This is a genomic window from Streptomyces sp. NBC_00258 (genome assembly GCF_036182465.1).
GTDB lineage: Bacteria > Actinomycetota > Actinomycetes > Streptomycetales > Streptomycetaceae > Streptomyces.
In genome coordinates this window covers 2,358,565-2,377,612 of the sequence record NZ_CP108081.1, presented here as the reverse complement: position 1 = coordinate 2,377,612, position 19,048 = coordinate 2,358,565, and the positions used below count along the sequence as shown (strand labels likewise).

General features: G+C 70.5%; 16 protein-coding genes. 6 read left to right on the top strand and 10 right to left on the bottom strand.

The window, feature by feature from the left end; translation table 11 throughout:
- Positions 1-48: 48 nt before the first annotated feature.
- Positions 49-1,296, bottom strand: coding sequence for an FUSC family protein (locus tag OG718_RS10940; RefSeq protein ID WP_143634834.1), 1,248 nt, complete (start codon positions 1,294-1,296; stop codon positions 49-51).
- Between the two features lie 261 nt (positions 1,297-1,557).
- Here OG718_RS10940 and OG718_RS10935 point away from each other — a divergent pair, with 261 nt between their 5' ends.
- The gene (locus tag OG718_RS10935; RefSeq protein ID WP_328844032.1) at positions 1,558-2,889 is read left to right on the top strand and encodes an erythromycin esterase family protein; all 1,332 of its coding nucleotides are present in this window, start codon (positions 1,558-1,560) and stop codon (positions 2,887-2,889) included.
- Positions 2,890-2,902: 13 nt separating this feature from the next.
- On the opposite strand, the gene OG718_RS10930 is transcribed toward OG718_RS10935, so the two are convergent.
- Complete coding sequence (locus OG718_RS10930) at positions 2,903-3,397, bottom strand: FBP domain-containing protein (RefSeq protein WP_328844031.1); 495 nt, start codon at positions 3,395-3,397, stop codon at positions 2,903-2,905.
- A gap of 97 nt (positions 3,398-3,494) precedes the next feature.
- Here OG718_RS10930 and OG718_RS10925 point away from each other — a divergent pair, with 97 nt between their 5' ends.
- On the top strand, positions 3,495-4,379 hold the full coding sequence (locus OG718_RS10925) for a DUF3626 domain-containing protein (RefSeq protein WP_328844030.1): 885 nt from the start codon (positions 3,495-3,497) through the stop codon (positions 4,377-4,379).
- Here OG718_RS10925 and OG718_RS10920 read toward each other — a convergent pair.
- Together OG718_RS10920 and OG718_RS10915 are read right to left on the bottom strand one after the other, a co-directional pair.
- Positions 4,376-5,026, bottom strand: a complete 651-nt coding sequence (locus tag OG718_RS10920) for a PAS domain-containing protein (RefSeq protein WP_328844029.1) — start codon at positions 5,024-5,026, stop codon at positions 4,376-4,378. The genes OG718_RS10925 and OG718_RS10920 overlap by 4 nt on opposite strands.
- Positions 5,027-5,028: 2 nt before the next feature.
- Positions 5,029-5,409, bottom strand: coding sequence for a hypothetical protein (locus tag OG718_RS10915; RefSeq protein ID WP_143634844.1), 381 nt, complete (start codon positions 5,407-5,409; stop codon positions 5,029-5,031).
- A 254-nt stretch (positions 5,410-5,663) separates the two neighbouring features.
- On the opposite strand from OG718_RS10915, the gene OG718_RS10910 reads away from it, so the two are divergent.
- On the top strand, positions 5,664-8,837 hold the full coding sequence (locus tag OG718_RS10910; protein ID WP_328844028.1) for a bifunctional cytochrome P450/NADPH--P450 reductase: 3,174 nt from the start codon (positions 5,664-5,666) through the stop codon (positions 8,835-8,837).
- A gap of 60 nt (positions 8,838-8,897) precedes the next feature.
- Positions 8,898-9,866 (top strand): phosphotransferase family protein, encoded by a 969-nt coding sequence (locus tag OG718_RS10905; RefSeq protein WP_328844027.1) that lies wholly within the window; start codon positions 8,898-8,900, stop codon positions 9,864-9,866.
- Positions 9,867-9,937: 71 nt separating this feature from the next.
- On the opposite strand, the gene OG718_RS10900 is transcribed toward OG718_RS10905, so the two are convergent.
- The 4 genes from OG718_RS10900 to OG718_RS10885 form a co-directional block, all read right to left on the bottom strand.
- Positions 9,938-11,296, bottom strand: coding sequence for a GH1 family beta-glucosidase (locus tag OG718_RS10900; protein ID WP_328844026.1), 1,359 nt, complete (start codon positions 11,294-11,296; stop codon positions 9,938-9,940).
- A 47-nt stretch (positions 11,297-11,343) separates the two neighbouring features.
- Positions 11,344-12,183, bottom strand: a complete 840-nt coding sequence (locus OG718_RS10895) for a carbohydrate ABC transporter permease (protein ID WP_143635137.1) — start codon at positions 12,181-12,183, stop codon at positions 11,344-11,346.
- Between the two features lie 73 nt (positions 12,184-12,256).
- Positions 12,257-13,246: a carbohydrate ABC transporter permease gene (locus OG718_RS10890; protein WP_328844025.1), complete on the bottom strand. Its 990-nt coding sequence runs from the start codon at positions 13,244-13,246 to the stop codon at positions 12,257-12,259.
- Between the two features lie 7 nt (positions 13,247-13,253).
- A complete protein-coding gene (locus OG718_RS10885) occupies positions 13,254-14,570 on the bottom strand; it encodes an ABC transporter substrate-binding protein (RefSeq protein ID WP_143634854.1) in 1,317 nt (438 codons plus the stop codon).
- Positions 14,571-14,736: 166 nt separating this feature from the next.
- On the opposite strand from OG718_RS10885, the gene OG718_RS10880 reads away from it, so the two are divergent.
- The gene (locus OG718_RS10880) at positions 14,737-16,029 is read left to right on the top strand and encodes an ROK family transcriptional regulator (protein ID WP_143634856.1); all 1,293 of its coding nucleotides are present in this window, start codon (positions 14,737-14,739) and stop codon (positions 16,027-16,029) included.
- A gap of 138 nt (positions 16,030-16,167) precedes the next feature.
- A complete protein-coding gene (locus OG718_RS10875; protein WP_328844024.1) occupies positions 16,168-16,434 on the top strand; it encodes a hypothetical protein in 267 nt (88 codons plus the stop codon).
- A gap of 116 nt (positions 16,435-16,550) precedes the next feature.
- Here the strand turns inward: OG718_RS10875 and OG718_RS10870 are convergent, their stop codons facing one another.
- Complete coding sequence (locus tag OG718_RS10870; protein WP_143634860.1) at positions 16,551-17,540, bottom strand: SDR family NAD(P)-dependent oxidoreductase; 990 nt, start codon at positions 17,538-17,540, stop codon at positions 16,551-16,553.
- Positions 17,541-17,919: 379 nt separating this feature from the next.
- On the bottom strand, positions 17,920-18,963 hold the full coding sequence (locus OG718_RS10865; protein ID WP_328847730.1) for a PHP domain-containing protein: 1,044 nt from the start codon (positions 18,961-18,963) through the stop codon (positions 17,920-17,922).
- Positions 18,964-19,048: the final 85 nt, after the last annotated feature.

The following is a 19,048-nucleotide window of genomic DNA, read 5'->3' as shown; positions in this document are numbered from 1 at the left end:
TGTGGTCGCCGTCTGTGTCCATTGGGACGTTGTGCGGCGATCGGCACGTCACGTAGTACGACGTGAGGGGGCGGTACGGTTCCGTCGTGCCGAGCGCAGCCGTCGGCGGAGGCGGTCCAGGCGGGGCATGCGCTCGCGCTGTTCCTGCGTGCAGCGGTCCAGCTCCTCCAGGAGCCGGCGCGACCGGTGCTCCATGTCGAGTTCGTCGAGCATCCGCGTGACCTCGGTGAGGACGGCCCCATGCAACTGCCACTGCCGGGCGTCCCGCTGGACCTCCTCCAGAAGGAGCTGGGCCAGCTTGTCGCGGGTGGCGGTCGCGGCGACGAGTTCGGAGGCGAGCCGGGACTCCGCCGACTCGGCGCTGTGACTGACGTCCGAGGTGACCAGGACGGCGAAGCTGACCACGGCGTCACCGACCTCCGCCAGCAACTGCTCCAGGGTCGCGCCGATCTCCGCCTCGAACAACGGCTCGGGCGCCCGTTCCTTGGCGAGGTCGGTGAGGGTTCGCGCGAGGACCCGCAGCACCACCGTGCAGATCTCCAGCGTGTCGAGGCCGGTGCGCAGCACGACCCGGTGCAGGAGTCCCTCCCGGACACGCGGATTGAGCCGCAGGCTGTCCTCGGCCTGTTTGAGGGCCGCGTCCACCTCGACGATGTCGTGGTCGAGTTCCCGTGCCTCGTGGAGCCGCGCCGCGGCGACCGCCACCGGAGTGCGGCCGGCGGCCTCCTCACCGACGCGCAGCAGCAACTGCCGCATCCGGCGCGCCAGATCCTCGATGGACTCGCCGGCCGCGCCGACCCACACCGGGGGAGCGAACAGCAGATTGCAGCCGAACCCCACCAGAGCGCCGATCAGCGTCTCCAGGATCCGCGCCCAGGCCGTGTCGCCGACCCGGGTGACGCCGAGGACCAGCATGGCGCTGATCGCCACCTCGGGCACGAACTCGCTGACCCGCACCAGGTGACCGACGGCCAGTGAGGCGAGGATGAGCAGCCCCAGACTCCACCAGGTCAGCCCCACGAGCGCGCTGAAGCCGATGGCGATGAGGACGCCCGCCACCACGGCGTTGACCCGTCGTATGCCGGTGGTGAGGGTGGCGTAGAGCGTGACCTGGACGACGAGGAGCGCGGTCAGGGGAGCGGTGAGCGGAGCGGCCTCGGGACTGAACCGCAGCGCCACCACGTAAGCGATCGTCGCGGCCGCCGCGGAACGGACCGTCTGGACGATCACTGGCTCCTGGCGCCACTTCGCGACCCGGGCCCTGCCCGCGGCCCACGCCTCACGTACATCTCGCATCCTTGGGCACTTCCCGTTCCACAGCCGCACCGAACTCGTCCAGACGGCGCAGCTCACCCGAGACGACGGCAAGGAGGCACAGGCCGAGCGGCCAGTCTGACACGGCCGGGAACGCGTTGACCACGGCCGATCGTGTCCCGCCCGCGACGCATCCGGCGACTGCCCTGAGGAAAACCACAGGTGTGCGCACGTGGTTGACCACAGGAGAGATCGGGGGTGTGCCGGATGGTCCGGGCCGTGCCCGCGCGCGAGCATTGGATCATGAAATGGCATAGGTCAGGATTCGTCTTAGCCCTGCTCGTCTCCCTCGGCATCGTGGCGTCCGGCACGACACCGGCGTCGGCCGGGCCCACCACGGACAGGGAGGTCGTCGAGGCCCTCCAGCGCGGCGTCCATCCGCTGCGTACCGTCGAACCGCGCGGCGACACCCGCGATCTCCACCCCCTCGCCCGCATGATCGGCGACGCACGTGTCGTGGGCCTGGGCGAGGCCACCCACAGCTCGCACGACTTCTTCGCCATGAAGCACCGCGTCTTCCGCCACCTCGTCGAGGAGAAGGGCTTTCGCACCTTCGCCCTGGAGGCCAGCTGGAGCACGGGGCTGCGCCTGAACGACTACGTCCTGTACGGCAAGGGCGACCCCCGGCGCATCATGCGGGACGAGTTCCAGCGCGACTACCGGCTGTGGAACAACTCCGAATACCTGGAACTCGTCGAGTGGATGCGCGCGTACAACCGCCAACACCCCGAGGATCCGGTGCGGTTCATGGGCGACGACTTCGCCTACAACGGCCCCGAGCTGTACGACATGGTCACCGACTATGTGGCCCGCAACCACCCCGACCTGCTGGACCGTGTCAACGGGCTCTACCGCGGCCTGCGCCCGACCGTCCAGGCCGGCGAGTACATCGAGCGGTACCTGAACCGCCCGCTCGCCGAGCGCAGGGAGATGGCGGTCAGGACCAGTGAGGCTCTTGAGCTGATCAAGGGGGCCGGTGGGACCGGCCCGGCGTACGACTGGGCGGTCCAGCACGCGACGGCCGTCGACCAGACGGCGCGCGGGTACGACTTCGACGCCGAGGACCCCGAACAGGTCGCCGCCTGCATGCTCTACCGCGACCGGATCATGGCCGACAACGTGGCCTGGTGGCAGCGACACACCGGCACCAAGGTCCTGCTGTCGGCACACAACGCCCACGTCGGCTATGTGACGCACGAGCCGGAGCGCTACCCGAAGATGCAGGGCGCGTTCCTGCGTGACGAACTCGGCAGTGCGTACGCCAGTGTCGGATTCACGTTCGACCGGGGCTCGTTCAACGCGACAGGACCGGACGGCAGGCTCCAGCGCTTCACGGTGGGTCCGGCGGCCCCGGGGAGCAACGAAGCCACGCTGGACCGGGTGCGCCACCGCGACTACGTACTCGACCTGCGCACCACCCCGGCCGCAGCTCGTACCTGGCTGTCGACGGCCAGGCCGACACGCAGCATAGGAACGGACTACCCGGAGGCGGACCGCGACATCGCACTCGCCCCGAGCCACGACATCCTCATCCACCTTCACCGGGTGGAGGCCTCGCGGCTGCGGGACGGCTAGGCGCCGCGACCCGTCAGGCGTACAGCCTGTCCAGGAAGGCCGACAGATGGCCCGTCGCGCGGGCGATCTGCTGCTCCAGGGTGAGGCTCTCCTCGATGCGGGACCCGGAATCGAGCTGCTTCTTGCCGCGTACGTAGAGGGAACAGGCGAGGTCGGCGCACATGTAGATGCCGACCGAGTTGCCCTCGCGGCCGGCCGCGCCCGCCTTGCGTGCCGTCATCAGGGAGACGCCGTTGCCCGGGTGGGTCGTCAGACAGACCGAGCACATGCTGCGGTGCAGGACACCCCGTTGCCGGGAGGGGAAGCGCAGGGTCACACCGGTGAGCCGGCCGGCCCGCTCGGTCACCAGACAGCTGCGGTCGGGCGCTCCGGGATCTCGCCAGCCCAGGAAGTCCAGGTCGTCCCACGGTCGTTCCGCCAGATCGCGCGGTATCGACAGCCGTTTGGCCTCGCCTTTGGAGCAGTTGACAAATGAGTTGCGGATGTCCTGCTCGGTGAGTGGTCTCATCGTGACGAGTTCTCCTTGGTGAATCGTGACCGGCGATGCCAAACCTAGTGGGACTAGGTTCTGGCCTAGGGTAGGTAGCCATGTCGAGGGAGATCCAGTGAATTTCGGGGACACCCACTCACCGCGGGCGCGGGCCCTGCGTCATGTCGCGGCGCTGTCGTCCGGGCCGGCCGTCGACCCGGCACTGCGTGTGACCCTGAATCTGCACCCGGACCGCGTGGTGTGCGGGCGTCCGATCCTGGAGGCGCTGGCCGAGGACGGCACGTACCACTCGCAGTTCGTCACGGGCACCAGCAACGGAGGGCTGACGGCACATCCCGGCGGCGACCGCCGGCGCTGGGAGAGCCGGATGTTCGGCGGGGCGTACGACGCGGCGGACGCGCAGGAGCGGCCGGTGTACGGCGCGTTGAACTTCCGCCATCAGGCGGTCGGCGCCGCACCGAGGTTCGGGTCCGCGCACTTCCGGCTGGTTGCGGACGCGCTGCGGCGCGCCACGTTCTGCTACCCGGACAGCTCCGTCGATCCGACGGCGTTCGGGGTTGCCGACGGGATGTCCCTCATCGGCCTGGCCGAGGCGGACGACCGGGACGCCCTCGACGACTACATCGAGGCGCAGGTGCACGGGCGGGTCGCCCTGGGCCGGGACATGGAGGCGCTTGTCCTGGACCCCTGCTACCGCGGCACCGCCGTCGAGGCCGAGGCCCGGCGGCTGCCCTGCCCGGTCGAGTGGCACTCCGGGTACCGGCTCTCCGTCGAGGAGTTGAGCCGCCACCCGGACTTCCGCGGTCCGCGGTACGTCGAACTGGGGGCCCGGATCGCCGAGGACGGGTACCTCGACCCTCGGGTCATCGGCGACGCCGCCCGAACGGGGCGTCACGACCCGCAGGACCTGAAGAAGGTGTGGCACTGCCTGGCCAGGTTCGGGGCGCCCGTCGGGCGACCTGCCCCGACCGGCGAGTCGGTGGGCCGGGCGGCCCGCTAGTCGAGGGGAGCGGCCGACGGCGGCCAGGTGCCGGGGGTGAGCACGCCCAGGGCGTAGGCGCGAGCGACCAGTTCCGTACGGTTGGCCGCGTTCCAGCGGCGGGTCAGGCGGCGCAGATGGTAGTTGACGCCGTCCACGGTGAGGCCTGTCTCGCGGGCGGCGTGCGCGGTGGTCGCGCCGCCTGCGAGCAGGGCCAGGATGCGGGCCTCGGCCGGAGTGGCCGGCGGATCGGCGGGAGGCGGTGTCGGCGTGCTCGGTTCGTGTTCGCCGAGCACCCGTAGCAGGACGAGCAGGGTGGTGGTCGCGTCGACGGTGTCGCTGACCGGGTCCGCCGTCAGCTCGCCGTACCGCTCGGTGCCGCCGGGAGTCCGCCAGCGGACCGAGATCTGGTAGCGCGAGCGGTGACGCAGGCGCAGTGCCTCGGCGATGCGCTCCACCTGCGTCGCCTCCTGGGGCCGGAAGAGATCCAGTACGTCCCGGCCCCGGAGGCCGCCCGGAGTCGCACCCCATTCCGCCGCCATCGCCGGGTTGGCCAGGATGATCGCCCCGTAGACGTCGCACACCGCGATGGGCATGGGGATGCGGTCGAAGAGGGTCATGGAACGGTTGCGCCAGACCACCGCTGACTCGGGAGGCACGTCGGACATGGTCAGGCGTCGTCGTCGCTGTCGTCGTCCGTGTGCGAGTCCGAGTTGGACAGGCGCAGCGCGAGGGTGCGCAGGAGTTCGGTGCTCTTGACGTCGGTCCGGCCCGTGTCGTGGACCTCGGCGAGTTCCGAGAACAGGAAGGCGAAGGCGCCGACCAGGGAGATCGCCGCGGGCATCAGGGCGTCGATGACGGCCTGACCCGCCTCTGCCGGGGTCGCGTCGCCGGGGACCTCCACCGCCGGGAACACCTCGGTCACCAGCCTGCCGAGCTGTGCCTCTCCGGCGTCTATGTCGACCTCGACGTCCTCGTTGAGCCTGCGCACCATCTCCTGGGTCTCGGTCAGGACGCCGATGGCTCGCAGGATGATCTCGCTCTGTTCCATGTGACGGAGCCTATGCGCTCCGCTTATTCGGCGGGGGAGACGGCTGGGCGTTGTGATTCGGGTGCGGGTCGGATTGGGTTGGTCGCGCAGTTCCCCGCGCCCCCAAAGGGGCGGGAAGGGGCGAGCGGTGTTGCAAGGGGTACCGGGTGGAAAGTGCTACACGATTGTGTAGTCCCGTGGTGTGGGACGTTCCGGGGGCTGGTTGAAGCTGGGACGGCAGTGACTTCCGTACCACGAAAGGCAGTTGTCGCGTCATGCCCCCCACCGTGCCGCTTCCGCAAGTTGTCGGAACCCTTGATGGTGTCCCTGTCGTCGATATTTCCGCCGTTGGACCCGGCCGCACCCCACTGCAGCAGGTCATGGAATTGAGCCGGGTCCACGGACCGGTGCTCGTGCGGCGGCTGCACGGGCGGGACACCCTGTTCGTGAGCGACCTCGAGCTGGTGACCGAACTCGCCGACGAGACGCGGTTCGCCAAGCATGTCGGGCCCGCTCTGGAGAACGTGCGGGAGTTCGCCGCGGACGGGCTCTTCACGGCGTACAACGACGAGCCGAACTGGGCCAAGGCGCACGACATCCTGATGCCGGCCTTCGCACTCGGGTCGATGCGGACGTATCACCCGGTGATGCTGAAGGTGGCGCGCAGGCTGATCGAGTCGTGGGACCGCGGAGCCCGTGCCGGAGCTCCGGTGAACGTCCCCGACGACATGACGCGGATGACGCTCGACACCATCGGTCTTGCCGGGTTCGGCTACGACTTCGGATCCTTCGAGCGGGACGAGCCGCATCCGTTCGTCGAGGCCATGGTCAGGTGCCTGGAGTGGAGCATGACCAGGCTGAGCCGCCTCCCCGGCCAGGACCAATCCGCGGCCGACGCGGCCTTCCAGGGCGACTCCGGCTACCTGGCGCAGGTGGTCGACGAGGTGATCGAGGCCCGGGTCTCCGAAGGAGAGAGCACCGCCGAGGACCTGCTCGGGCTCATGCTCTCGGCCGAGCACCCCGTCGACGGCACCACGCTCGACACCGCCAACATCCGCAACCAGGTGATCACCTTCCTGATCGCGGGCCACGAGACCACCTCCGGCGCCATGTCGTTCGCGCTCCACTACCTCGCCAAGCACCCCGCCGTGCTCCAGCTCGTACAGCGCGAGGTGGACGCGCTGTGGGGCGACACGGCCGACCCCGAGCCGACGTTCGACGAGGTCGGGCAGCTCTCGTACACCCGGCAGGTGCTCAACGAGGCGCTGCGGCTGTGGCCCACGGCCGCCGTGTTCGGGCGGCACGCGCGTGAGGACACACTGCTCGGCGGGCGGATCCCACTGAGTGCCGGGCAGGGCGTCATGGTGCTCGCGCCGATGCTGCACCGGCAGCCGGTGTGGGGCGACAACCCCGAGCTGTTCGACCCCTCGCGCTTCACACCGGAGGCGGAGGCCGCGCGCTCCCCGCATGCGTTCAAGCCGTTCGGCACCGGTGAACGCGCTTGTATCGGACGGCAGTTCGCGCTCCATGAGGCGACCATGCTGCTTGCGATGCTCGTCCACCGCTATCGGCTGAACGACCACGCCGACTACCGGCTCACGGTCAAGGAGACGCTGACGCTGAAGCCCGACGGCTTCACGCTCACGCTCACCCCGCGTACGACGGCCGACCGGGAGCACGCCCAACTGCCGGGCGCCGCGCGGAAACAGGACACCGTGGCCGAAGAGAAGACGCTGCCCGCCCGGGTGCGCCCCGGCACCCGAGCGCTCTTCCTGCACGGCAGCAACTACGGGACCTGCCGCGAGTTCGCCGCCCAACTGGCCGACGAGGCAGCAGCGTTGGGCTGCGAGACCGAGGTGGCGGCGCTGGACGCGTACGCCGGCGGGCTGCCCACCGACCGCCCCGTCGTCATCACCGCGGCGTCCTACAACGGCCGGCCCACCGACGATGCCACCGCCTTCGCCGCCTGGCTCGACGAGGCCCCGGCCGCGCCGGACCTGACGTACGCCGTCCTGGGCGTCGGGGACCGCAACTGGGCCGCCACCTATCAGCACTTCCCGACCCGCGTCGACGACCGGCTGGCCGAACTGGGCGGTACCCGGCTCCTGGACCGCGCGGCCGCCGACGCCTCGGGCGACCTCGGCGGAACCGTCCGCGGCTTCACCGCCAAGCTGCGCACGGCCCTGCTGGAGAAGTACGGCGACCCGGACGCCACGGACGACACCGCATCCGACGACACGGGGGCGGCCTACGAGGTCCGTACGCTGACCGGCGGCCCCCTCGACGCGGTCGCCGCCCGGCACGACCTGGTCCCGATGGCGGTCACAGAGGCCCACGACCTCACCGCCCCCGGGCACCCGCGGACGAAGCGCTTCGTGCGGCTCGCGCTGCCCGACGGCACCACCTACCGCACCGGCGACCACCTCACCGTGCTGCCCGTCAACGCTCCGGAACTCGTCGAGCGGGCAGCGGCCGCGCTCGGCGTGGATCCCGACGCCGTGCTCGACATCCGGGCGAGCCGTCCGCGCCGCGACGGAATCGCAGTGGACAGGCCGTTGACGGTCCGTCAACTGCTCTCTCATCACGTGGAGTTGCAGGAGCGCCCCACCGCCGACCGGCTGGCCGTACTCGCAGCCGCCAACCCGTGTCCGCCCGAACGGGCCGCCCTCGCCAACGTCCAGGACTCCGATCCGCGGACGCTGATCGAGCTCGTCGAGGCGTACCCCGCACTGCGCGGAGCACTGGACTGGCCGCGGTTGCTCGAAGAGATCCTCACGCCGCTGCGCCCCCGCACCTACTCGATCTCGTCCTCACCCGCCACCGACCCCTCCCACGCCGACCTGATGGTCTCGCTGCTGGAGGCGCCGGCCCGCTCGGGGCACGGCATCTACACGGGGACCGGCTCCGGCCATCTGAGCGCGGTCAAGCCGGGCGACACCGTGCTCGCCCGCGTCCAGCCGTGCCGGGAAGCCTTCCGTGTCGACCACTCGGCGCCGGTCGTCATGGTGGCCGCGGGAACGGGCCTCGCCCCCTTCCGCGGAGCCATCGCGGACCGCGCCGCGGAGAACACCCAACTGGCTCCTGCCCTTTGCTACTTCGGCTGCGACGACCCGGACGCCGACTTCCTGCATGCCGAGGAACTCCGCACCGCCGAGACCGCCGGAGCCGTCTCCCTGCGCCCTGCCTTCAGCGCGGCTCCCGTCGACGGCGTGAGCTTCGTCCAGCACCGGATCGCCGCCGAGGCGGACGAGGTGTGGGACCTGATGAACTCCGGTGCCCGTGTCTATGTCTGTGGCGACGGTTCACGGATGGCCCCCGGGGTGCGCGACGCCTTCCGTACGCTGTACCGGGACCGTACGCGGGACGCCGACGAGGAGGCCTGCGAGCGGTGGCTCGACGAGCTGATCGCGGCGGGCCGCTATGTGGAGGACGTCTACGCGGCCGGGTGAGTCGCCGCGGCGGCGGATCGCCGGCCGGGCGGCGCAACGACGGGAACGGGGTGGGGCGGAATGTCGGAGGAGCGGGCCGGACGGATCCTGGAGGCGGCCGGGCTTCCGCCCGGCAGCCTCGTAGGCTGCCGTCCGATGAGCGGCGGGACGTACAACACCGTCGAAGAATTCCGCCTCACCGACGGCAGCCGGTACGTGCTGAAGATCCCGCCCCCGTCGACCGTCCCCGGCATGAGTCACGAGCGTGAACTCCTCGTCTCGGAAGCGGAGTTCTACCGCGCCGCCGCCACGGTCGACGTACCCGCGCCGCGAGTCGTGCACGTGTGCCTCGACGAGTCCGCAGGCTCCCATCTCCTGATGACGGCCTGCCCCGGCGATTCGTGGGACACCTACCCGGATGCCGAACAGGCGGTGCTGCGCCGGGAGTTGGGGCGACACGTGGCCCGTCTCCACCAGGTGACGGGCCCCGGCTTCGGCTACCCGTCAGGTGCTCTCGGCCCCTTGTCCGCCGACTGGCGTACGGCCTTCACCGGCATCTACGACGCAGTCCTGGAGGACGCCCGCCGGTACGAGGCCTGGCTGCCGCGTCCGGTGGACGAGGTGGCCCGCGCGGCCAAGTCGGCGTACGACGCCCTGGACGAGGTCACGGTCCCGCGCCTGGTGCACTTCGACCTGTGGCAGGGGAACATCCTGGTCGACCGCCCGGCAGGCGGCGGCGAGCCCAGGATCGGCGGACTGATCGACGGCGAGCGCATGTTCTGGGGAGACCCGCTCGCGGACTTCGTCTCCCTGGCGCTCCTCGGTGACATCAGGAAGGACCACGACTTCCTGACGGGCTACCAAGAGACGGGCGGACGAGCCGAGTTCACCCACTCGGCCCGTCAGCGCCTCGCCCTCTACCGCAGCTATCTCTACCTGATCATGCTCATCGAGACCGTCCCGCGCGGCGCGGGGGACGAGCAGGTCGCCTGGGCCAGGGAACGCGTCGCCCCGGAACTCACCGCGGCCCTGGACGAACTCGGCCAGTGAGCCTCGGACTCGGTCGGCGAGGCTCGGACCGACTCTGTCGGTGAGCCTCGGACGCACTCGGCCAGTGGGACTCAGGCCGCCTTCCGCTCCCTTGCACGGTGCTCCCGGACGATCTCCGCATACCGTCGCCCGCTGCCCTTCACCGAGCGCCGCTGCGTCCGGTAGTCGACGTGCACGAGCCCGAAACGCTTGTCGTAGCCGTACGCCCACTCGAAGTTGTCCAGCAGCGACCAGGCGAAGTAGCCCGCCAGCGGAGCCCCCTTGCGGACGGCCGACACGCAGGCAGCCAGATGCTGTTCCAGGTACAGGGTGCGCTCGGGGTCGTCGACCGTGCCGTCGGCGCGGACGACGTCCGGGTAGGCGGAGCCGTTCTCGGTGACGTACAGCCGCCGGGCGCCGTAGTCGTCGGTGAGGCGCAGCAGCAGGCCCTCGATGCCGGACGCGTCGACCTCCCAGTCCATGCCCGTGCGCGGGACGCCCGGCCGGCGGACCGACTGGGCGAAGGGGGCCGGGCCGTCGGGGTCGTCGATGACGGCCGACGGGAAGTAGTAGTTGAGGCCCAGCCAGTCCAGTGGCTGGGCGATGGTCGCCAAGTCGCCCGCCCGCTCGGGGAGTTCGACTCCGTACACCTCGCGCATGTCCGCAGGGAAGCCGCGGCCGTGCACCGGGTCGAGCCACCAGCGATTGGTGTGGCCGTCCATGCGCCGGGCCGCCGCGATGTCCTCGGGGCGGTCGGTGGCGGCCTCGATGCTGGAGAGGTTGTTGACGATGCCGACCTCGGCGCCCGGGGCCGCGGCCCGGATCGCCTGGGTGGCGAGGCCGTGGCCGAGGAGAAGGTGGTACGAGGCGCGGACGGCCGCCGTGAGGTCCGTGAGGCCGGGAGCCATCCGCCCCTCCAGATGGCCGATCCACGCCGAGCACAGGGGCTCGTTGAGCGTCGTCCAGTGCCGGACCCGGTCACCGAGGCGCTCGGCGACGGCCGTCGCGTACGCCGCCAGGTGGTACGCCGTGTCGCGCTCGGGCCAGCCGCCCCGGTCCTGGAGCACCTGCGGCAGGTCCCAGTGGTAGAGCGTCACCGACGGAGTGATCCCGGCCTCCAGCAGGCCGTCGACCAGCGCGTCGTAGAAGTCGAGCCCCTTGGCGTTCACCGGACCGTCGCCGCCCGGCACGACCCGCGGCCAGGCCACCGACAGCCGGTACGCGTTGGTGCCCAGCTCCTTCATCAGGGCGATGTCCTCGCGCCACCGGTGGTAGTGGTCGCAGGCGACGTCCCCGTGGTCGTCGCCGTCCACCTTTCCCGGCGTGTGCGAGAAGGTGTCCCAGATGGAGGGCGAGCGGCCGTCCTCGGCGACGGCACCCTCGATCTGGTACGCCGACGTGGCCGTCCCCCATACGAAGTCCTGGGGGAGTGCGGCGAGGTCGATGGTCACAGAAGTCCTTTCGGAGGAGGGGGAGTTGGGGCGCAGGGAGGAGTCGGTCACTTCACGGCCCCGGCGGTGAGCCCGGCGACCAGATAGCGCTGCAGCAGCAGGAACCCGGCGACCACGGGGACGCTCACGACGAGCGAGGCGGCCATGACCTGGTTCCAGTACACGTCGTTCTGCGTGGCATAGCCCTGGAGGCCGACGGCGAGTGTGCGGGTGGTGTCGTTGGTCATCACCGACGCGAACAGCACCTCGCCCCACGCGGTCATGAACGCGTACACGGCGACCGCGACGATCCCGGGGACCGCGGCGGGCACGACGACCCGGAAGAGGGCGCCGAGCGGCCCGCAGCCGTCCACCATCGCCGCCTCGTCCAGATCCCGCGGCACCGACTCGAAGTACCCGATCAGCATCCAGATCGAGAACGGAAGCGAGAACGTCAGATACGTGAGGATCAGACCGAGCCGCGAGCCGAAGAGCGCGATGCCGGTGGCGTTGCCGATGTTCACGTAGATCAGGAACAGCGGGAGCAGGAACAGGATCCCGGGGAACATCTGGGTGGACAGCACGGTCACGGTGAACAGGCGCTTCCCGCGGAAGCGATAGCGGCTCACCCCGTACGCGGCGAAGATCGCGATCACCACCGAGAGGACCGTCGCCGCGCCCGCCACGATCAGCGAGTTGACGAAGTACTTCGCCAGCGGAACGGTCGACCAGATGTCGATGTAGGGGCGGATCGTCAGCCCGCTGGGCACCCAGCGGAACTCCCCCGACACGTCCTGCAGCGGTTTCAGCGAGCTGGACAGCATCACGTACACCGGAAGCAGGACGAAGCCGGTCAGCAGGGTGAGGAAGATCCGGCGCGACCAGAGGAAGGAGCGTGGCGCGGCCATCGGAGACCGCGGCGCCGGCAGCGACCGCCTGGACGGCGACTTCCTGGACGGCGACTGCTTGGAGAGGGACTGGCTAGACATCGGCGGCCCTCCGTCCGCGCGAGGTCACGACGAGATAGACGCCCGTCACGACCAGCAGGAACAGCAACAGCAGCACCGACATCGCCGACCCCGTCCCGAAGTTCCACGTCACGAACGACGACTGGTAGATGTGGATCGAGATCAGGTCCGCCGCCTCCGGCGCCGCCTTGCCGAACAGCACGTACGGCGTGTTGAAGTCGTTGAACGTCCACAGGAAGAGCACCAGGACCAGCACCTGGTTGACCGGGCGCAGCGAGGGCAGCGTGATGCGGCGGATCTGCTGGAGCATCCCGGCACCGTCGATCGCCGCCGCCTCGTACAGCTCCTTGGGGATGTTCTGCAGGCCCGCCATCACGATGAGGAAGGCGAACGGCCAGCCCTTCCACACCGACACGACGAGCAGCGCCACGAAGCTGTTGTCGCCGATCAGCCAGAAGGACGGGCTGTCGGTGAGGCCCAGCTGGTCGTGCAGCACATGGTTTACCAGGCCGTTGTCGCGCTGGAACATGAACGCCCAGGTGATGACGGCCGCGTACACGGGAAGCGCGTACGGGACGAGGAAGACCGCGCGCAGGAAGCCGCGGCCGCGGAACGTCTCCTGCATGTAGACCGCGGCCGTGGTGCCGAGCAGCCAGCACAGGCCGACGGACAGCACGGTGAAGGCACAGGTCACGAAGAAGGAGTGGAGCAGCGCCTCGCCGACGGGCGCGTCGAAGTCCACGGACAGGCTGTAGTTGTCGAACCCCGCCCAGGGCGCGGCGCCCCAGTCGCGGATGTAGAACTGCGTGAGCTCCTTGAAGCTCATCACGATGCCGATGACCATCGGCACCAGATGGACGAGGAGTTCCAGCAGCAGGGCGGGCAGCAGGAGCAGATACGGCAGGGCGATACGGCGTACTCGCCCGGTGCGGCGGCGCGGGGTGGGCCCCGTCGCACCGGGCAACGCCTCTTCCCCGACCGCGGGTTGAGCGGTCACGGTCATCGAACGCTCACTTCTTCGGCATCTGCTGCTGAGCCTCGGAGAGCTTCTCCTTGACCGAGGCGGTCGTCACCGGCCGTCCGGCCGCCGCGTCCGCGAACAGCTCCTTCACGGCCGTGCCGACCGCCGTCTCGAACTGCGACTCGTTGGGCACCTGGGGCAGTGGGGCCGCGCTCTTGGCGAGCGTGTCCCTGATCACCTTCAGCGCGGGCGTGTTGAACGCGGGGTCCTCCTGGGCCGCCGTGACCGGCGGGATGGATCCGTACGTCTTGTTGAGCGTCTTCTGCTCGGCGTCGCTCGTCATGAACTTCACGAACTTCAGGGCGCCGTCGATGTTGTCGGTGTTCTTGAAGACGGCCAGGTTGATGCCCGCCACCATCGAGTTGACGGCGGTGTCCGCCCCCGGGCTGCCGGACTGGACGGGCACCGGCGCGACGCCCCACTCGTCGTCGCTCATGCCGTGCGCCTTGAGCGTGGTCGCGGCGGTCTGCCACATCACCATCGCCGTCTTGTCCTTGGCGAAGTCCTGCAGGGACTGGTTCTGCGCGTACTCGGCGTTGCCGGGCGCGACGACCTTGTCCCTGCCCATCAGATCGACGTACTGCTTGACCGCCGCGACGGCCCCGTCGGAGGTGAAGTCGGGCTTCCCGTCGGCGTCGAAGAAGTCGGCGCCGTGCTGCTTGCCGAGGACGAAGACGTGGTGGATGTTCTCCGACGGGTTCGAACCCTCGGCGCCCAGCGCCCACTTGCCGTCCTTGGAGATCTTCTTCCCGTCGGCGACCAGCTCGTCCCAGGTGGCGGGCGGCCCGGATATCCCTGCGTCCGCGAACATCTTCTTGTTGTAGTAGAGCGCGTACGCCATCGAGTACAGCGGCACCGCCGCCGGATCCGAGCCGCTCGCCCCCGCCGAGCCGAGCGCCGACCCGACGAACCGGTCCTTGCCGCCGATCTTGTCGAAGTTCTTGGCGTCCCAGGGCAGCAGGGCACCCGTCGCCTGGAGCGAGGCCGACCAGGTGTTGCCGATGTTGAGGACGTCCGGGCCCTGGCCCGAAGTGGTCGCGGCGAGAATGCGGTTGAGGAGGTCGGACCAGGGGACGACCTCCAGCTTGACCTTGATGCCGGTGTCCTTCTCGAACTTCTTCAGCTCGGGCGTGAGGATCTTCTTGTCGGCCTCGATGCTCGGACCCTGGTTGGAGGCCCAGTAGGTGAGCGTCTTCGGCGAGTCGTTGGACCCGCCTTCCGTCGACGAGCCACCGCCGCAGGCGGTCACGGCGGCCAGCAGTGAGACGGTGACCGCGCTCGCGGCCGCGGCTCGGGTTCTGCGCATGACGTCTGGCGTCCCTTCCCGGAGGGCGATGCGCAAGGGCGCCGCGTTCACTTCCCGAACGCCCTCACGGCTTAATTTAGAACGTGAGTTAAGACCCGGAAGAAACTCGCGTCAAGGGATGGCGCAGCGGTATCTTGCAGGTCGGGGGACGACGGGAAGGATCCACATGGCGGGGCGGAACGGGCGCACGGTGCGTGACCTGCGGCGGGGCAATCGCACAGCCGTGCTGCGGCGGCTCTACTTCGAAGGGCCGATGAGCCGTTTCGAGCTCGGCCCGGCCACCGGACTGAGTTCCGGTTCCATCAGCAACGTCGTCGCCGAGCTCGTCGCCGACGGTCTGGTGGAGGAGGCCGGCAGTGTCGACTCCGACGGCGGCCGCCCACGCACCCTGCTGCGGGTCGCCCCCGGCAGCGGCCACATGATCGGCGTGGACGTCGGCGAGACCCGTGTACGCGTAGAGCTCTTCGACCTGACCCTCACCGAACTGGCCCGCACGGAACGGCCCTTGGAGCATCAGGGGTACGACGTCGACGTCATCGTCGGTCACATCCGTGACGGCATCACGGAGGTCCTCGCCGCAGCGGAGATCGCCCCCGAGCGGCTGCTGGGCGTGGGCATCGGAGTGCCCGGCATAGTGGAGCGCACTCCGGCCGAGGGCGCCGTGGTGCACGGCCAGACCATCGGCTGGCCGGCCGTCCCGCTGGAGTCGCTGCTCCGCACCGCCTGCGGGCTCCCGGACTCCGTCCCGTACTTCACCGACAACGGCGCCAAGACGCTCGGCCAGGCCGAGATGTGGTTCGGCGCCGGACGCGGCGCGGACAACGCGGTCGTGGTCCTCTTCGGCTCCGGCGTCGGCGCCAGCCTCGTCACGGACGACGTGGAGCGCGGCCGGGCCGTGGAGTGGGGCCATCTGACCGTACGGGTCAGGGGGCGCCGCTGCCGGTGCGGCGCGCTCGGCTGCCTGGAGGCCTACGCGGGCGCCGAAGCCCTCCTGGAGCGCTGGGAGGAGGCGGGCGGACAGCCGCCGAAGCGGGTCGACGAGGAGACCGCCCTCACCGCGATGCTCGCCGCCGCCTATCCGGCCGACGGCTCGGCGGCCGACCCGACGGCGCTCGCCGTGCTGGAGGAGACGGCCGAGTACCTGGGCGCGGGCCTGTCCGACCTGATCAACCTCTTCCAGCCCGAGCGCATCCTCATCGGCGGCTGGGCCGGGCTCCAGCTGGGCACCCGCTTCCTGCCCGCCGTCCGCGAACACGCCGTCTCGTACGCGCTGCGGCATCCTGCCGAGCGGGTCACCATCGAACTCGGCGCCCTCGGCCCCGACGCGGTCACGGTCGGCGCGGCGATCCTCCCGCTCGCCGACTTCTTCGCACACGGCGGACGGCGCCCGGGCCCCGAACCGGGCGACACCCAGCTCCCGGCCTGGCGTGCGGCCATGGAGGAACGCGCTCCGCATTGACGCCTTCCGGGGGTTTCACCGGTCGCGTCGGCAGGTACCCGCACCAGGGCCGACAAGGAGTTCCGTCCGACGACGCATTCCGTCGGACGAGGAGTTCCGCCCGGCCAGGAGTCACACCGACGAGGAGGGGAGCGCGCCGTGAGCGACGACCGGACGAAGAAGCCGGAGGAGGACGCAGGTCCCGTCCCCCGGGACCTGCCGGACCAGCAGGCCCAGGAGGGCGGGGACCGCTGGGACATCACGCCCGCCGACCCCACCCGGCGCGAGGGCTCCGACGAGGACGTGCCGGAGCCGCACACCGACATCCCCGACACCGACGAGGCGGGCACGCGACGGCGGGGCGACGAGGACTCCAGCAGCACCGTGCACCCCGAACACCCCGGGCCGGAGGAGTCCCCGGCCTGAGCCGACACCTCGGCCGGGGCCGTTGATGTCCGTGGGTCGACCGTGGCCGGTCGCGCGGCGGAGCGGCGTGGTGTCACCGCTCCGCGCCCGCCAAGAGGGCTGCAGCGAATCGGACGTCACCGGCCCGCGCCGTCGTGTCGAGACACTCGGGCGAAGGCGTTCACGCCGGTGAGTTCCGCGGAGAGGGCCCACAGGCGGGCCGCGGACACCGGGTCGACGGCGTAGTCGCGTACGCCGACGCGTTCGCCGTCGGCCGGAGCGGGATCGGAGATGTCGCAGTCCTCGCAGTAGACACCGCCCATGCCGGACAGCTGGGGCGAGGTCGCCGCCCACACCTGGGTGGCCGCGCCCTGCTCGGGGGTCTTGAAGCCCGCCGGGTTCAGCGGGGTGCCGTTCTCGTCGATCCAGCCGCGCTCGACCATCTCCTCCTTGGGGAGGTGCCGCTGGAGCGGGGTGAGGATGCCGCCCGGGTGCAGCGAGAAGGCCCGTACGCCGGAGTCCTTGCCGAGGGCGTCGAGCTGTACGGCGAACAGGACGTTGGCGGTCTTCGCCTGCCCGTACGCCTGCCACTTGTCGTAGCCCTGCCGCCAGTGCGGGTCGTCCCAGCGGATGTCGGAGTAGTGGTGGCCGGCCGAGGAGACGGAGACCACGCGGGCACCGCCCGGGGCGAGCGCCGGCCAGAGCCGGTTCACGAGGGCGAAGTGGCCCAGGTGGTTGGTCGCGAACTGGGCCTCCCAGCCGGGGCCGACGCGGGTTTCCGGGCACGCCATGATCCCGGCGTTGTCGATGAGGATGTCGATGGTGCGGTCCGAGGCGAGGAACCTCTCGGCGAAGGCGCGGACGCTGTCCAGGTCGCCGAGGTCGAGTTCGTCCACCTCGACACCGTCGACACCGGCGACCGCCTCCTCGGCGACCGACCTGCGCCGTGCCGGGACGACGACTCGGGCGCCCGCCTTGGTGAGCGCTCGCGTCGTCTCCAGGCCGAGCCCCGAGTAGCCGCCGGTGACGATCGCCAGCTTCCCCGTGAGATCGATGCCGTCCAGCACGTCGTCCGCGCTGCTCCGGAGGTCGAATCCCGAACCGATCTTGTGCTGTGCAGTGGTCATACGGCCGACGCTACGAATTGGAGCGTGCTCGAAGTCAAGCGCAGCGCGGCGTGGCGGAAGAGGCGCTCGCGGAGAAAGGGAAAGGCCCCGACCGGACGGGGGAATCACGGTCGGGGCCGTCTGTGGGTGGCCACGGATGGCGGTCGCCTCTCGGCGGAGTGCTCCACAGGGCTTCAGCCGAACGATCTTCCCTGTGGGCGGAAGGTGAGGCCCGGGGACACTGTCCCATCCGCACCCACAGCTGATTTAACGGGAAACTACCGGTGAGTGTTCCCAGGTCCACACGGCGTTTCCCGTGACGTGCATCACGACCGTGGAGGCGCGCGTGACGAGGAGGCGGAGCGGCCGCGGCCGATGAGCCGCCGTGGGCGGGCGGCGGTCAGCGACCGGGCACGCCCGACGGGGTCTCACGGCGTCCTGTCCACGCCAGCAGCTCCTCCGCGGCCCAGGTATTGACCACGCGCTCCGGAGGCACCCCGCACTCCTCGGCCCGCGCGCATCCGTACACCTGCCAGTCGAGCTGTCCGGGTGCGTGGGCGTCGGTGTCCACGGAGAACAGCACACCCGCCTCGACCGCCCTGCGGAGCAGGCGGCGCGGCGGGTCGAGCCGCTCCGGGCGACTGTTGATCTCGACCGCCGTGCCCGTCTCGGCACAGGCGGCGAAGACCTCGTCCGCGTCGAACTCCGACTCGGGCCGCCCGCGCCCGGTGACCAGCCGCCCCGTGCAGTGCCCCAGCACGTCGGAGTGCGGATCGCGTACGGCTGCGACCATCCGGCGCGTCATCGCGGCCGCGTTCATCCGCAGTTTGGAGTGCACGGACACGACCACGAGATCGAGCTGCTCCAGCAGCTCCGGCTCCTGGTCCAGGGAGCCGTCGTCGAGGATGTCGCACTCGATACCGGTGAGCAGCCGGAAGGGAGCCCAGCGCTCGTTGAGTTCCGCGACGAGGGCGAGCTGTTCCCGCAGCCGCTCGGGGGACAGACCGCGCGCCACCGTGAGCCGCGGGGAGTGGTCGGTGAGCACCGCCCATTCGTGCCCGAGCCGCGCCGCCGTACGGCCCATCTCCTCGATGGGGCTGCCGCCGTCGGACCAGTCCGAGTGCAGATGACAGTCGCCGCGCAGCAGCGCCCGCAGCTCCTCACCGCCCTGGACGAGAGGGCCCGCGGCCTCCTGTTCCCGTTCCAGCTTCTCCAGGTAGCCCGGCGTCCGTCCGGCCAGTGCCTCGCGCACCACCTGCGCGGTCTTGGGCCCGATGCCCTTCAGCGACTCCAGCGACCCCTCGGCGGACCGCCGGGCCACCTCGTCGGCGGGCAGCCCCGTGACCACGCCCTCCGCCGTGCGGAACGCCTGTACGCGATAGGTGGGGGCCAGGGACCGCTCCAGCAGGAACGCGATCCGGTCCAGGGCCTCGGCCGGGTCCATGTCTCCAGCCTGGCGCAGCCCGCCGCCGCCCGCACGGCAGCCGACCGGGGCTCCTTGTGCCACCATGAACTGCGACCTCGTACGG

What these genes read in the sequence shown, in the direction of transcription:
- OG718_RS10940 (WP_143634834.1), bottom strand. Translation starts at nt 1,296, where the DNA reads ATGCGAGATGTACGTGAGGCGTGGGCCGCGGGCAGGGCCCGGGTCGCG.
- OG718_RS10935 (WP_328844032.1), top strand. Translation starts at nt 1,558, where the DNA reads ATGAAATGGCATAGGTCAGGATTCGTCTTAGCCCTGCTCGTCTCCCTC.
- OG718_RS10930 (WP_328844031.1), bottom strand. Translation starts at nt 3,397, where the DNA reads ATGAGACCACTCACCGAGCAGGACATCCGCAACTCATTTGTCAACTGC.
- OG718_RS10920 (WP_328844029.1), bottom strand. Translation starts at nt 5,026, where the DNA reads ATGTCCGACGTGCCTCCCGAGTCAGCGGTGGTCTGGCGCAACCGTTCC.
- OG718_RS10915 (WP_143634844.1), bottom strand. Translation starts at nt 5,409, where the DNA reads ATGGAACAGAGCGAGATCATCCTGCGAGCCATCGGCGTCCTGACCGAG.
- OG718_RS10910 (WP_328844028.1), top strand. Translation starts at nt 5,664, where the DNA reads ATGCCCCCCACCGTGCCGCTTCCGCAAGTTGTCGGAACCCTTGATGGT.
- OG718_RS10905 (WP_328844027.1), top strand. Translation starts at nt 8,898, where the DNA reads ATGTCGGAGGAGCGGGCCGGACGGATCCTGGAGGCGGCCGGGCTTCCG.
- OG718_RS10895 (WP_143635137.1), bottom strand. Translation starts at nt 12,183, where the DNA reads ATGGCCGCGCCACGCTCCTTCCTCTGGTCGCGCCGGATCTTCCTCACC.
- OG718_RS10890 (WP_328844025.1), bottom strand. Translation starts at nt 13,246, where the DNA reads ATGACCGTGACCGCTCAACCCGCGGTCGGGGAAGAGGCGTTGCCCGGT.
- OG718_RS10885 (WP_143634854.1), bottom strand. Translation starts at nt 14,570, where the DNA reads ATGCGCAGAACCCGAGCCGCGGCCGCGAGCGCGGTCACCGTCTCACTG.
- OG718_RS10880 (WP_143634856.1), top strand. Translation starts at nt 14,737, where the DNA reads ATGGCGGGGCGGAACGGGCGCACGGTGCGTGACCTGCGGCGGGGCAAT.
- OG718_RS10870 (WP_143634860.1), bottom strand. Translation starts at nt 17,540, where the DNA reads ATGACCACTGCACAGCACAAGATCGGTTCGGGATTCGACCTCCGGAGC.
- OG718_RS10865 (WP_328847730.1), bottom strand. Translation starts at nt 18,963, where the DNA reads ATGGACCCGGCCGAGGCCCTGGACCGGATCGCGTTCCTGCTGGAGCGG.